11 protein-coding genes are annotated in these 14,292 nt (G+C 54.9%); all 11 read right to left on the minus strand.

The annotated features are described in order from the left end of the window. Positions 1–81: 81 nt before the first annotated feature. Positions 82–1,977, minus strand: coding sequence for a hypothetical protein (locus AC097L_RS09160; protein ID WP_479586020.1), 1,896 nt, complete (start codon positions 1,975–1,977; stop codon positions 82–84). Positions 1,978–2,000: 23 nt separating this feature from the next. After that, complete coding sequence (locus AC097L_RS09165; protein WP_479586021.1) at positions 2,001–2,981, minus strand: rhamnosyltransferase WsaF family glycosyltransferase; 981 nt, start codon at positions 2,979–2,981, stop codon at positions 2,001–2,003. Between the two features lie 254 nt (positions 2,982–3,235). Further along, positions 3,236–4,219 (minus strand): glycosyltransferase family 2 protein, encoded by a 984-nt coding sequence (locus AC097L_RS09170; protein ID WP_479586022.1) that lies wholly within the window; start codon positions 4,217–4,219, stop codon positions 3,236–3,238. Positions 4,220–4,227: 8 nt separating this feature from the next. After that, the gene (locus AC097L_RS09175) at positions 4,228–5,160 is read right to left on the minus strand and encodes an NAD-dependent epimerase/dehydratase family protein (protein WP_479586023.1); all 933 of its coding nucleotides are present in this window, start codon (positions 5,158–5,160) and stop codon (positions 4,228–4,230) included. Next, positions 5,157–9,419: a rhamnan synthesis F family protein gene (locus AC097L_RS09180; RefSeq protein WP_479586024.1), complete on the minus strand. Its 4,263-nt coding sequence runs from the start codon at positions 9,417–9,419 to the stop codon at positions 5,157–5,159. The genes AC097L_RS09175 and AC097L_RS09180 overlap by 4 nt, the downstream gene beginning before the upstream one ends. Next, on the minus strand, positions 9,420–10,517 hold the full coding sequence (locus AC097L_RS09185; protein ID WP_479586025.1) for a DegT/DnrJ/EryC1/StrS family aminotransferase: 1,098 nt from the start codon (positions 10,515–10,517) through the stop codon (positions 9,420–9,422). It abuts the gene before it with no gap. After that, the gene (locus AC097L_RS09190; protein ID WP_479586026.1) at positions 10,514–10,924 is read right to left on the minus strand and encodes a sugar 3,4-ketoisomerase; all 411 of its coding nucleotides are present in this window, start codon (positions 10,922–10,924) and stop codon (positions 10,514–10,516) included. Before AC097L_RS09190 ends, AC097L_RS09185 begins: the two co-directional genes overlap by 4 nt. A 12-nt stretch (positions 10,925–10,936) precedes the next feature. After that, positions 10,937–11,893, minus strand: coding sequence for a GNAT family N-acetyltransferase (locus AC097L_RS09195; protein WP_479586027.1), 957 nt, complete (start codon positions 11,891–11,893; stop codon positions 10,937–10,939). Continuing rightward, positions 11,890–12,816, minus strand: a complete 927-nt coding sequence (locus AC097L_RS09200; RefSeq protein ID WP_479586028.1) for a glycoside hydrolase family protein — start codon at positions 12,814–12,816, stop codon at positions 11,890–11,892. Before AC097L_RS09200 ends, AC097L_RS09195 begins: the two co-directional genes overlap by 4 nt. Positions 12,817–12,819: 3 nt before the next feature. After that, the gene (locus AC097L_RS09205) at positions 12,820–13,497 is read right to left on the minus strand and encodes an acetyltransferase (protein WP_479586029.1); all 678 of its coding nucleotides are present in this window, start codon (positions 13,495–13,497) and stop codon (positions 12,820–12,822) included. Positions 13,498–13,504: 7 nt separating this feature from the next. After that, entirely contained in the window at positions 13,505–14,263 is a 759-nt protein-coding gene (locus tag AC097L_RS09210) for a class I SAM-dependent methyltransferase (protein ID WP_479586030.1), read from the minus strand. Positions 14,264–14,292: the final 29 nt, after the last annotated feature.

Here is a 14,292-nt window from a genome sequence, read left to right on the forward strand (position 1 = left end):
TTCAGAAGTACGTGCAAACTAAATATTATTTTAATCAGGTGGAAATCCGATCTTTTCATTACATCTGACCATTATTATTGTTTAATATGATTCGTCTGTGTATTCCGTTGGTATCTTGTTGTCCCTAATAGAATATCTAGATATATAAATTAGTCCAAGTACACCCACAACGCCCATAAACGGAAAAATCGGCAGCATATAGCGCGCTTGGCTGCCGCTCCACGAGCTAGCGTCCAGGATGGCAAACAAGCCCACGCGCGCAAAAATCGCCGCCGACAGGAGCATGAACAACATGGACTCGGCCGACCTTGTGCGCCGAACCAACCAGATGGCGTCAAACATTACGAATGCGCCGCAAAGCAAATAATGCAACCACACATACACGCGACAGAGATGGTTGAGAAATCTGCTGGCCCGTTCCCGTGGTTCGGCCACCTCCAGGCGATCCACTCCCACTCGCAGGTCAGTGGACAGTCCAGCGTAGGCCAATGCGGTCACGCGCCCCTGCTGCAAGGCTGATAGCGCCACTGATTGAACACGTCCCTCGGGCGTTTGCAACTGCAAGGTCGCCGGGGCCTTGAAACCCTGCGCCGATACCAGGAAGCCGTAGGCGCCTGGCACGTCGGCTCTGACCGGCCCCAAGCTCTGCCAGACGATTTGCCCGTCCTCGCCGTCCAGTCCGACCTTGCTTCCCATTGGCGCCGTCACCCAGCCGCCCACTGTGGCCGCCAGCGCTGGTGCCCTGCGGCCGGTCACGGCCACGTACTGGGAAAATTGCGCCGGACTGGCGTTTTCCGTCGGAGTTTCTAGATTTTCGGCGGCAGGACGAATGACCAGCAGCAGAATCCGGCGTAGCGAAGCCGGCAAGTCTGGCGCCCATTTCTTGATGTCCGGGTCGACAAAGGATGAGAGTACGAATCGCTTCTTCAGGCGCCTATCAGCAAAGGCCCGCTGCAACTCTGCGGCCACTGCTGCGTACTTGCGCTCGGCCAATGCCGCTGAGGCATGCCAGCCACTGCGCGCCGCCACGTCCCGCAAGGCCCAGTAGAACCATCCATTCGCGATCTCCCCCTTCGCAGACACATAAGGGCTGGCGATCGCAACCCATTGTTGGCCCGTGGCACCCGTAATTGCAGGTTGCAGTTCCCGCAGGGTGGGACTTGCCTGGAAGCCGAGTCTTAGCATTTCCTGCGTGACTGTAATCTGCTTTGGCGTGGGACCTGTGTCAATGCTGTTCAATGCTGTCATGGCACTCTTATAGCCCGGTGCATCCAGCTCTTGACTGGCCCAGATACCCCATTTCGCATAGTTTGCTGCCGAAAACCCGAGGCCCAGTAGTACGGTTGCCAGCAGTGGCAGCCCAAGTAGCGGGATCAGCAAGCTGTAACGAGAGGCTGGCGACCACCAGTTCCAACGGTCAACCAAGGACCAGAGGGCCAGCAGCCCCAGCGGCACCAGCAGGACGACACCTTCTGAACGTGTGTGATACGCCGCACCAAAACCGACTCCGTAGACCACCATTGCACAGCGGCGCGCTGCCGACGGCCCCTCTTGGCGGCGATTCCACAGTTCCATGCCCGCCGCCAGCACTGCTGTCGACAACACCGTCAAGAGCGTCTCAGCCAGGGCGCGGTCGAAGATGCGAATGATGTAGGGGTGGAAGGCCAGAAAAATGAATAACACCACGGCCGCCCAGGTTACCTGTGTCAGCCGACGCAACGCGTACGCGAGATACCCGCAGGCCACGAGCCAGGCAAGGTCGATCGCCAGTCGGGCAGGAATACCCAAGAGATCAACCCCCATCAGCCAGACCGCGTAGGTGGGCAGATGGATCAGTGTCATCTCACTATAAGAACCCTGCCAGATGCGGTTGAACGCCGTCTCTACGTACCAAAATTCGTCATGCGGGGCGTTAAGCGCCAGGATGTCCCGATTGCCCGTGAGATAGAGCCGAAAGGCCATCAGGAGCAGCAACACGGCCCAAAGCATTCTTTTTCGCGTCACGGCTGTTCACCCGTCAGTTCAGCCAGCCCTTCGGCCATTCGGGCGGCTTCGTGCTCCCACGATGTGGCCTCCGCAAACGCTGCGCCAGCCTGTCGTATACGCTGCGCCACAGTCGGTGTTTCTAGCACCTCCACCACGGCTTCCACCAGGCTCTGGATGTCGGGGTCGGCTAGTTTGGCATTGTCATCGTTGAGCAACCACTGCGTGTAAGGCGCGCGGTTGCTGATCACCGGCACGCCGCTGGCCATCAGTTCCAGCGGCAGTAGGGAAAGATTGGAGCAGGACAGCACCAAGGCTGCGTCACAGCGCTGGTACAACGCAGGCAATTGGTTGAGTGCCATCAGCCCGGCGTGCTCGCAGGGAAAGGGAATCTCATAACCACGCACATCCCACCCGGCAAGCACTACGCGCATCGAGGGCACCCGCTTGGCCACCTCTCTTAACACCAATACCCCCAACTCGAAGGCGCGCCGCGCCGTGGGCGGCCGGGCGTAGAACATGACGCGGCGTACTCCGTCGTCGATACGCGGCGCCAGCGGGAGGTGGTACAGGTCTCGGTCGTAAGAAAAACCAACGGCATAGGTTTGCATGCCGTGTTCGTTATGCAGCTTCTGCGCTAGCCAGCCTCCGGCCGTGAACGCAGCAAAGCCGAAGCGGTATGTTGCTTCGGCCAAAAGGGCATCGCTGCCAGCAGGGTAGAACCAGGGCTCGTAATCCTGCACGAAGTAGCATTTCTCCAGACTGCCACGGAATCGCCGCACGTAGTAGGCCGTGGGCCAGGACGTGGCCATGGCAAACCAGGCAGCCGGCGTGCGAGCATCGTCACCCACGTAGACATCCGCTTTAAGCGGAAAGAACCAATCGGTGATTTCTCGCCGAGCCGCCTCGGCCGACTTGGGGGCGGGCTCACCGACGATGACGATGTTGTTCTGGTAGCCCAGGTCTTCCAGATTGCGGATGAATCTGAAGATGTTCAAGTGCCCGCCCGAGCCTTTACCGACCGGTGGGATGAACCAATTAATGGTTTTGGGCGACAACTGCTGCGCTGTCGGAGCCTCAGGTCCGAACGCCGCTCCCAGCAGCGCGTCGTATGGTCTAGTGACCGAGACTTTGCCAAACAGCTTGTCGCCCTTCACGAGGCGCCGATGCAGAAAACGGGCCAACGCCCCCCAGCCGTTCTGCTGGGCATACCGAACCGCCTGGCCGCACTTGCGCCAAGTACCCGCCGCGCTCATTCGGCGCTAGCTCGCGCCGGCATGGCAAGCAGGCGCTGGTCGCGTGACAAGCACTTGCGCAGGGCAAGAGGAATCCGGGCGCCGTGGCCTCCAAGAAAGTGCCCCATGACACGCATCCAGTTATCGAGCGGCATGGCCAGCACTTCTCCCCAGTGGCCTTTGACAGCGCCAGTTCGAAAGGCAAACTTGGCGTCCCGCAGCGTAAGACCAATGAAGGCGCGCAACGCGTGCCGCAGACCTGTGCCGTGCTGGTAGTCGAACAGCCTGCGAAGCGCATAGGACTCGTCAAAGCTGCGCTGAAAGCGTTCAAAAAAACCGTAGTCGTGGGAATGAGCTACGACGGCATCGGACGCGTAAGCCTTGCGGTAGCCGGCCTCGACGATCAACCGCGCCCAGGCCTGGTCTTCTGCGAAATCGACCTCTGGGTAGGGGATTTCCTGCCACACTGTTCTCCGCAGCAAAGCATTGTTATCTGAAAAGAAATAAAGAAACTGCCGGTAGCCCTCTTCATTGGCATACCGCACCGGGTCATCAAGCTCCACCACGGGCCGCGCCAAAAAGCCCTGAAAGTGCGCCACTAACTCCTGCTGAGTGAAGATCGAGGCCTTAGGATAGGCCACATGCCGGCCAAAGACCCCCGCAATCTGCGCGTCGGACTCGGCCGTCTTGAGCAGTGCGGCCAGCCAGCGGGAATGCATGGGCAGCGCGTCGTGGGTGATCATGGCGATGAATTCACCCGTGGTGTTGCTGATGGCGAAATTACGTGTCTTTCCATGACCGAATTGGTGCGACTCTATTTCGATCAATCGAATCTGCGGATATTGCCGAACTAATTCGACCGTTCCGTCAGAAGAACCAGAGTCGACGACAAGCACCTCGAATGCACCGTCAATCTCCTGGCGCACTACGGCGTCCAAAACAGCCTTTAAGGGTAGACCCGCATTCTTGGTCGGGATGATGATGGAAGCCTTGAAAGGCATGGAAACACTCATTTCTCAATTAAATGCCGCATGTACGCTGCCGTTTGCACAATACCTTCTTCCAGACTGATCTTTGGCGACCAACCCAATTCGTCGCGGGCCAGTGTGTTGTCCAGAATGCTGACGGGCACATCAAACGCGCGCCCCGGGCGGTAGTTCCTCACCATTGGTGCCCCCAATACTTGCTCAATCAATCTAATGACGTCGTTGAGACTAGTGCCTTGACCCGAGCTGATGTTGAACACGGATTTCGGGCCGTCGTAGACCACCGCTCGGGCAAAGGCGTCCGCCACATCGCTGACGTACAGGTAATCCCGCGACACGCTGCCATCGCCCCATATCTCAATCGGTTGACCCTGGATGGCTCTGCTCAGAAACACTGCCACCGCACCTTGTGCGGTTTCCACGCGCTGCCGATTTCCGAAGGGATTGGACACCCGCATGATGTTGGCCTTGATGCCATGCAGGCTCTGGTACATCAGGAGGTACTTCTCGATCGCCAATTTGGTGATGCCGTAAGACACCAGTGGTTCTGTTGGGTGTTTTTCATCGATCGGCAGGTAACTCGGATTGCCATAGACGGTACCACCCGAGGAAATAAAAATGATCTTTTTGATTTTCTGCACCACCATGGCATTCAACAGCTGGAGGGTGGCCACCAGGTTGCTCTGTACGTCGTAGATCGGATCTTCGTTGGAGCTCTTGGGCAAGGTGGTCGACACCAGGTGGAGCACCACATCTACGCCACTGACAGCGATAGTGACGTCATGCACACTCATCAGGTCACCCGTGAGCCATTCGACCTTTTCGTCAGCAGAGAACACACGGTACGGCACCACCCGAGGCCGCTCGAAAACACGTAGCTCGTGACCGTCCAACAGCAGGCGGTCGGCAATAGCAGAGCCAATGAATCCCCCGCCTCCAAAAATAGCAATCTTCATCGTGATACACCTTGGATGTTCGTTGTTGCGATTTTCCAAGAGCCACAGGGTACAGCCAGCGCGATCAGTCGCTCAAGGGCGTGCAGCAAACTTCCATCGTAGGGAAGTGGCTCTTCAGGATAGTCTTCCCAGCCCAGTTGCAAATCAGCAATGGGCTTCAAAGCGGCGACTCTGGACCAGAACATGGTCCCGACAGGATAAGCAAAATGTGAGGGAATGCTGGAAACGCCAATATTCCGGCCGATGGATTCCGCAATGGCTCCATTTTTTTCGATACCGGTGATGTAGGGGTCGTCCGGGAACACCATGCCGATGGATGAATCCTGCTGCAAGCGGTCGATGATGATGTCCATCATCGGGCCAGAGGTGCCACCGATGAGGTTCTCCATCAGAAAATGGAACCAGGTCTTTCCCATGTTTTCGTCTTTGACGTCTTTGCTCTTCTTGGTGTGGATGTGGCCCACCAGGTCGTAGGACGTCAGTATTTCTGGCAAGAAGCCCGTCAAAAACGGGCCAATGTCCCGGCCACGGTTGGGCACTACCCGCATCGCAGTCACGCGGCCGGGATAGGTCGCCAGATAGGTCTTTGCCAGCCCAAGCGCCGACTCATCCTTGACGCTGATGAACAAATCCGCCCGGTGCTGGTTCAGGCCCAGACGCTGGATGATCTCCGGCAGCAGGTCTACATAGTAGGCGTGGACGTGCAACGCGACCCGCAGGCCGTCATGCGCCACGGTGACCGGCCCATCGAGCGGCGTGAGCACCGGGTAACGCCAGGCCCCATCAGGCTGGCCAGACTGCAAATAGTCGGCCAATGGATCTGCGCCAGATGCAGCGACGCCATGCAGTTCTTGGTAGATGCCTGGGTGGAACCCGGGGAACGGCTTGCGACGTCCGATGCCGCTGGCCCAGGCACGCACATAACGACGTGCCACCTGTGCTGCTGGGAGCGCATCCGGGTAACAGGCCACATCGGAGCGCAACACCTCTGCGGCAAGCACGGCTTGATAGTCACCCTTTTCGCGTAGAGTACGTTGGCCAACCGTATGGGCAAGCGCCTCAAGATTCTGAACGTAGCGCTCCATGTCGAAGTACTGCAGCGCCGCTTCACGGCATTTGGCACCAACCTCTTCGAGCAAGCCGGGTACTGAAGAGAAACGAAGAATTTTCTCGGCCGCATCGGCGGTATCCAGGTACGCGGCGACGCAGGTTTCCGCCAGCCCGCTGGCCTGCAGAAAATCGGCAATGCCGGTGGTTTTGTCGAAGCAGACCACGGGCACGCCGATCGACATGGCATCAATCGCCACATTGGGCAGAGGATCCAGCCGAGAGGACAGCAGCAGAACATCCGCTTCGTCGTAGGCCGCCTCGATGGCAGAAGTTTCACCGAGAAAGGCGACGTGGTCCTCTAGCCCGGCGCGCCGGATCTGGTCATGCAGGTAGACGGAATAGGCCACGTCGTGGTCTGGGTCATAACCGCTGCCGATCCACACAAAACGAACTTTGCGCGGTCCGGCGAGACGCTGGACGCGGGCCGCGCATTCGAGGAACAGGTCGACCCCCTTGCGCAACTGCACAAAGCCGGCGCCTAACACTACCAGGGAGTCCTTGTCCAGCCCGGAAGGCCGGATCAACCGGCGCAGCTTCGTCGCCTCCTGGTGCTCCGCTGCGGCGTCTTGCGTCGACGTCGGCAGCAAGCACTTGCCCTGCGGCATGACATGGACCGCCACCGCATCCAGATCGGGAAAGGTCGAGAACGCATTTTCCTTGGTTACATTGGCGGAAAACACCACCTCGCTCGACCAAAACAAGGCATCTCTGAAAGCACTTTTCGGTCGGGTGTACGACGCAAACTCATGCACGAGGCTAATGGCCGGCACAAAATGCTCGGCCAGAACGGGCAGCAGGTAACGCGACTCGATGCTATTGACCAGGGCAAACTTGAAATCGAAACCCTGGCACAGCTGGGTACCCACATGATGTGCCACGAAGGGATTGCCACGCACTGAGAGCGCGACACAGACTGTCGCGCCGGTGTCCTTGAAGGCGTCGAGCAGATCGCCGCCCCCCAGCAGCAACGCCACAACGTTGTACTTCCTGACCAGCGATTGCACTAAGTTGAAGCTCAGGATAGGGGCTCCGGTACGCGACGCCTCGTGGCTCACCACGAGCACCGTCTCTCGCCCCGCAACAAACTGCGGGCTCTTCGAGAAGTCGAACTCGGGTAGTGCCCAGAGCCGGGCTTCTTTGTGGCCATGTAGCAGAAAATGATCTCTCGGGTCGACACCGGCCGCAGCCAGATCCGGATTCAGTTTCAGATAGGTTACGCCGTCGAAATTTGGCGGCAGGCTCTTTTCCGCCACCAGATAGCGCTGCACCCGCAACTTGAGTCGGCGTGCAATCCCGACCCGTGAAATCAAATGGCGAATACTCATGGTCAACGGACGTTTTTTTAGCAAGTCCGACAGAATTCGGATCGGTTTTGTGATGCGCCAGCTCGTCGAGCTGCGCAGAGCTAACACCTCGCGGGTCAGCGCGTGAACGTGCTCACTGTCAGCATGCGCTTTGGCTTCGGCTGTCAGTAAGGTTTGCTGCTTCTCGTACAGGCTGTTTTCCATGACGACAGCTTGCTCCCCAAGATGGGTGACCTGGCTGGCCAGCGCGTGAAGTTGCTCACCGTCAGCACGCGCTTTGGCTTCGGCTGCCAGCAAAGTGTGCTGCTTCTCGCCCAGATCAACCTCCAGCGCCATCGCGTTACGTACCACCTGGTTCAGTTGCTTACTTAAGATTTGTGACTGCGCTTCGTACTTGACCAATTCCTCGCGCTGCGCATCAATCAAATGCAGCTTGGATTCCAACCCGAGCTCCTTGGCCCTAAGTTCGTCTAGAAAGCGCTGAAAAACATTTTCGCGGTAAACACGTAATGGTGGAATCAGTCGTGCATCGACAGGCCGGGAGAAATCACAGCACCGGACCAGGACATTTTCATCATGGAATTTTTCGTAGTGAGACTTCGCCATTTCGGAATGCCTGCGCAATATGTCGGCACCGAGTCCTTCGATGGAGCCCAGAAATTCGGCCTCGTCGCGCCACACCAAAGCGTCCGGGTAAGCGATGTCTACACCACCGTGGAACCGCGAACGATAGCTCTCGTGCATTAAAAGAGGTGTGCCCGCAGCCATGGCCTCCAGCGTCGCCTTGCCCCCACCGAGAGGAAAAGATGAGATGTAGAGATCGACCCGCTGCACCACCAGCGTATTGGCCACCGAGTCGACCCAAGGCAGATGGATGAAACGGTCGGCAGGCACGCCCTGATCCGCCAGGCCGGCCAGTAATTTTTCGTGTTGCCCTGCGTGCAATTCACCGATGTGCACATGAACGCCTTGGGTGCGAGCCAACAACTGCGGAATCAGCGACCAATAGTCATACAGGTACGCACCTTGCTCGAACTTTTCCGGCCGGCCGCTGGAACAAGTCACCAGGTGGCCTTGGCTCATAAAAGGAGTGTGTCGCGGCTGGATCGCCCCCAGATTCACCGTCAACGGCCAATAATGATTTCGGGCATGACCCAGCTCATTCTTGCAGTGGAAATATCCCATCTGGTGGGGGTCCACATGAATGAACTCTGTGTTCGCCGCACCAAGACTCAAATGGTGGTCGCCATGGTGGATGAACACAACCTCTTCTACCCAGCCAATTGCTTTTGCAGCAAAAGCGGACGCCACACCCAAGGCATCTTGGTTGTGGGTGAGCAGCAGCAGCCTTTTGGGTGCCAGCGAGTAAATCAGCTGAAGTATGTTCGAAAATTTTTCTTCACCGTCACGGCCTGTCAGGATGGTCGCCGGAATCTTATTTTCGAGCGAGAAGTCGGCAGAAAGCTTCGAGTCCAGTCGCGAAAAACAGTCGGTCAGCACGAGGCTGACAGGGCTGTCAAAGAGATGTAGCCGAGCTATATCCTTGATCAGTTCGTTGTGTCCCCCGGCTTTCGATATTTCGCTCGCCAGGATCAGCGTGCCCGTCAGTGCCTTCAGCTGCTCGGTCACCATGCTGCTGGCTTTGGCCTCGCCAATTTGCTTGCACAAAAGGTCCAGTTCGGGACTCACAAATATCTTCGCCACCGATGCTGGGTCGAAGATGATGTCTTCTGCAAAAGTTCGAACGGCTTCAAGTGCTTTGCCAAACTCTCCCGTGCCCACGCTCGCAGATACATCCGATTTCAGTGCAGAAATCAGCCCTTTTCTCTGTTCTACGACTTGCATTTAAATGGCATCAATCAATTTCTGGCAGACGTAGTCAATTTCGTTTGGCGCCAGATGCGGCCCCATGGGCAGACTCAGAACGCGCTCAGCCATACGCTCGGCAATTGGAAAATCCCCGCGACGCCATCCGGAAGAGGCATATGCCTCTTGCAGATGCGGCGGAATGGGGTAATGGATCAAGGTGCCGATCTGGGCGTCAGTGAGATTTTTCTGCAACGCATCGCGCTGTGGCGCTTCGATCACAAACTGATGCCAGACGGGCTGACATGTCTCCGGCACATATGGCAACTTTAAGACTGTTTTTTGCAGCGCATGGATATAACGTTCAGCGGCCAATACACGCCGTGTATTCCATGCCTCAACAACTTTTAGTTTCTCGCGAAGAAAAGCCGCATGCAGCTCGTCCAGGCGCGAATTAAATCCCTTCACACTGTTTTTGTATTTTATTTCGGAGCCGTAATTCGCCAGCACTCTGACTTTTTCGGCAACTCCGGCGTCATTGGTGGTGATGGCCCCAGCATCCCCCAACGCCCCTAAATTTTTCCCCGGATAGAAGCTGAAACCAGCAGCATCTCCCAGCGAGCCTGCAGGACGACCTTTGTACTTCGCGCCATGGGCCTGCGCTGCGTCCTCTATGACCTTTAAGCCGTGCTTTTGAGCTATAGCATTAATCGGATCCATATCAGCCGTCTGACCATACAGATGCACCACGAGGATGGCTTTGGTTTTCGACGAAACTGCGCCCTCAATCTTGGCTGGGTCGATATTGTAGGTTCGGTCGTCTGGCTCGACGGGGACAGGCGTTGCACCAGCATATTCAACGGCCAGCCAAGTGGCGATGTAGGTGTTCGACGGCACGATCACCTCGTCACCGGCGCCAACATCGTAAGCGCGCAACAGCAAATGCAACGCGTCTAGGCCATTACCGACACCGACGCAGTACTGGGACTTACAGTACCCGGCAAACTCGGCCTCAAACGCTGAAACCTCTTGGCCGAGGATATACCAACCAGATTTCAATACCCGCGTGAACGCGGTCTGCATTTCATCGGCCAGCTCTTCATGCGGTGCCTTCATATTCAGCAGCGGAACTCTCATGCTTTTTTGGCCTCGGCTAGAAACTTAGTATGGTCACGAATGTAGTCAGCCTCATCAAAATACGCGGATGTCAAAACCATGCAGACGGCGCCTGACGAGAAGTTATCCAAAAAGCTCCAAGTCATGGGGCATACATAAAGACCATAATGGGATCGATTAAGCGTTATTCTTTTTTGCTCGTAGCCGTCGTCTAGCACCACATCAAAACTTCCCGACATGGCGACAATGAATTGATGCAAGGTTTTGTGCGCATGGGATCCGCGATCAGACCCACCGGGGACATCGTACAAATAGAAAACCCGCTTAATATCAAACGGGATATGCTTTTTGCCTTCAATAAATGACAAGTTCCCACGCGGATCAGTGATTTTAGGAAGTTCGATCAAATTACATTGTTGAATAGACATGGTCAAAATCTCTCAGCTGATACGCAATGTATAAAACTCATGAACAACACCGCCTCCACCGAATTCTGACTTGAATTCATACAAGCTATTGTTCAAGATCGTGCCACCCTGCTCATTACTGGTACCAAAATCAAACCAACGGCACCCCACCGCGGCGGCGGTTGTGATGCAGTAGTCAAAAATGGCATCAAGCGCAGACAGTCGATAACCTTCGACACTGGACGCGATGTATTGGGCGTGGTGCACACCGGGGGTGTTGAACAACAGCACGCCAGCAACGATTTTCTGCTGCCAACGGGCGACGACGCAGCGGACGTTTTGCGGGAAGCGCTCCGCAAGAAGGCTTATCTCCGCCAAACTATGAACAGGCACAGCTTGGTGTTTGCGCTGGAGATTGTCAGTCAACACCTCCCAAAGAGCAGGCAGAAAGGTGTGCCCCTCTGCCATTTCAACCCCGGCCGCAAGCGCCTTTCTTAGACCGCGCCCTCGCCTGGAACTGATTCGCAGCCGCTGCTGCAAATCGATCGTGCAACTGAGATCAGCACGCACCCTGACTCCCCCCAACCGAAACAGCGCGTACAAGTCGTCCTGTGCAGGTGCTCTGTGGTAAATCGCGGGTACAGCTTTGTACAAAATTTCCTGAAAACCCTGTTGCCGGTAGTAGGCCTGAATTTGCCGCAGAGACTCCATGGCAGAGCTCCCCTGCAGCTGCCCGCAATGAAGCAGGCCGCCATAGGTGATACCTGGGTGGGAAATGATGCACTTACGACGGACAGGGTCAGACGCTGCTGGAAACAGGCCAACCCATTTCTTGTCGCGCTCCAGAATCAATGATTGATCGACAAAGCGATCGCCGTGATAGGACAGAAATCGGCGAGTATGCAGAAAGGTTCCCTGCAAGGCTTGGCCGCAGTAGGAATCCCACGCGTCGGCATCCCTGGCTTCGAAAGGCCGCACTTGGATCGTCATGCCGTATCCAGGCGCGCCACGGCGAACCCTTGAGATCCAAAGTTATTGCCGTTGTAAAACAAATACGTCTCGCCGCCCACTTCGAAGGGAACTGCGTACATGATGGCTTCTGAATCAAAGCCCGTAACCGAAACATCAAAATTAAGCTGCTTGTCTCGACGTTGCCAACTTTGGCCGTCGGGGGAAATCGCGTAACCAAGACGATAGGCGGCCAAGGATCTGCGTCGTACCGAATAATGCATTTGATAGCCACCATCAAGTTTTTTGCTTACATAGGGACGTCCAAAACCATGTTCATCAGAATCGCTAATTTCGATTTGGGTGCAACCTTTAGATGGCCAGTGGATACCATCAGTAGATTCTGCATAGCGAACCTCATAGACCGGCATAGGTTTGCCATCTATGTTCGTCCATGTGCTGCCTGCAACATACCAAAGTCGGAAACGTCCCCCCTCAAAGAGGCAACATGGACCGCCGCGGAAAAAAAGCTCATTAGGGGTTCGCTCCAAAATCGGCGTTATTGAATAGCGCTCGAATGTTTCCCCGTTATTTGTACTGATGGCCAGCCCAGTGAGCAACCGATAGCGGATTTTGGTTCCCAACTCAAAGCCCGCGTAATACATGAACATTCGTCCGTCATCTAACTTGATAACGGAACAAGCCAATACACCATTTTCGTCAAAGGTGCCGGGTTGCCCGATATCGAGTAATGGTAAATGAGATACCTGCAGAACCTTAAGGGGGTCATGTGCAGAGATATCAACATAACCGGGACGACTAATTCCCTGGGCATCGCAGCACGTCACGAACACCCGCACGACGTCGGAACTCAACGCAACTGGTGTAGGAATCATCGCATGCGATTGGGCCCACGGTAACGATCCATCAGGACCATAAACCAGTCCCATTTTTTCCCAACGCATACCTTAGTCCCTCAGCTTGAAAAAGCGTGGGGCCGACACCTTAGCCACCTCTGACTGCTTCGTCACGAACAAAGCACCTGCCTCGGTATTTTTCATAATGGTCGAACTGGGGCCGATCCAATTTTCACGTCCAATAATGACGTTGTTGGCAATGGCGGCATTGACTCCGATAAAACAATTTTCACCAACATCGCAAAATCCCGAAATCACCACATGCGAAGAGATAAAACAGTTACTGCCTATTTTTGAATGGTGTCCAATGTGATTGCCACTCCAGAACACAACATTGTCACCAATACACACAAAGGGCTGCACCGTGTTGTCTTCAAAGATAAAACAATGTTCGCCGATTTTTGCATTTCTCCAGACAAAGGCACGAGAGCTCACATAGGACGCCAACCTAAAACCTTTGGTTTTGGCGGCCTGTGCTAGCCGGGAACGCAGGCGATTGAGTTGGGTATACACCACGGCCACGTAAATCTCGTGCGCATCTGGGTCAAAGCGGGTCTCCAAGGTCTCAAATGACACTACAGGCAGACCACGCATTTCCTGGTTCTTGAGATATGCCTGCTCGACGCTAAAGGCTACTACCTCGTACTCAGAGTCCGCATCAAAATACTCATGCGCTACTTCGGCAAAAGCGGAATCGCCAACGATGATCAGTTTTTTTGTTTTCACCATGTTGTTCTCATGGTCGGACAATCAAAATATCTTCTCTTCGATTTGACATAGGCAAATTTTTTGCCTGTGGCAATAAGAATGCATGAAATCCAGCAGAACGCGCCCGCTGCACGACGCTCATCATGATTGAATCATCGATCTGCTTTGCTTCAATCTTATTAAATTCAATGCTTGGAATATCATTTGAGTTCGTAAACTCTTGATGGCTTTTAATTCCAGTTTCACTAGAAAAAAAACGTTTTCTCATAGAGATATTAGGTATATCCCCAATCAAAATTCGACCACCCGGGGCTAAGAGCCCAAGCGTCCGATCGAGGAAATCAAATATATTCCCCTCGGCAAACACATACTGAATGACAGAATAAACAATAGCAGCATCGACACGCCCTTTCAACTCCTCCAAAAGCTCAGGACAGTCTGGATATCGGGCAGGAAATTTTCTGATCAATGCCGACCCACTCTCCGGCAATTGACTCAGCATTTCAAACGAGTCAAGCAAAATAAGTTTTTGATTAAATTCACTTGCACGCTGAATCAGCAGATTCGGCAGAGTACTGCAGCCGCAGCCAATATCAAAAACAACCGAGTCACGCTGCAATAAGACGGGCAATTTTAGTTGCAAATCCTCAAAAATATGCTGCTCGTACAAATTGCGATACGCGTCAGGAAATCCTATTTTTTCGAAAGGCGATAACTCTTGATTCAGCGCCATTGCCTGAAAATCCTCATACGTTAGATTTTCAAAAAAATTATAGTCTTTAGGCATGGAAACTCCAAAAAACTCTTATTAGATTC

This window comes from Rhodoferax sp. RT5P35 (genome assembly GCF_056521385.1).

Bases quoted from the DNA above. Each gene is read 5' to 3' on its own strand.
- AC097L_RS09170 (WP_479586022.1), bottom strand. From the start codon at position 4,219: ATGCCTTTCAAGGCTTCCATCATCATCCCGACCAAGAATGCGGGTCTA.
- AC097L_RS09175 (WP_479586023.1), bottom strand. From the start codon at position 5,160: ATGAAGATTGCTATTTTTGGAGGCGGGGGATTCATTGGCTCTGCTATT.
- AC097L_RS09180 (WP_479586024.1), bottom strand. From the start codon at position 9,419: ATGCAAGTCGTAGAACAGAGAAAAGGGCTGATTTCTGCACTGAAATCG.
- AC097L_RS09185 (WP_479586025.1), bottom strand. From the start codon at position 10,517: ATGAGAGTTCCGCTGCTGAATATGAAGGCACCGCATGAAGAGCTGGCC.
- AC097L_RS09190 (WP_479586026.1), bottom strand. From the start codon at position 10,924: ATGTCTATTCAACAATGTAATTTGATCGAACTTCCTAAAATCACTGAT.
- AC097L_RS09195 (WP_479586027.1), bottom strand. From the start codon at position 11,893: ATGACGATCCAAGTGCGGCCTTTCGAAGCCAGGGATGCCGACGCGTGG.
- AC097L_RS09200 (WP_479586028.1), bottom strand. From the start codon at position 12,816: ATGCGTTGGGAAAAAATGGGACTGGTTTATGGTCCTGATGGATCGTTA.
- AC097L_RS09205 (WP_479586029.1), bottom strand. From the start codon at position 13,497: ATGGTGAAAACAAAAAAACTGATCATCGTTGGCGATTCCGCTTTTGCC.
- AC097L_RS09210 (WP_479586030.1), bottom strand. From the start codon at position 14,263: ATGCCTAAAGACTATAATTTTTTTGAAAATCTAACGTATGAGGATTTT.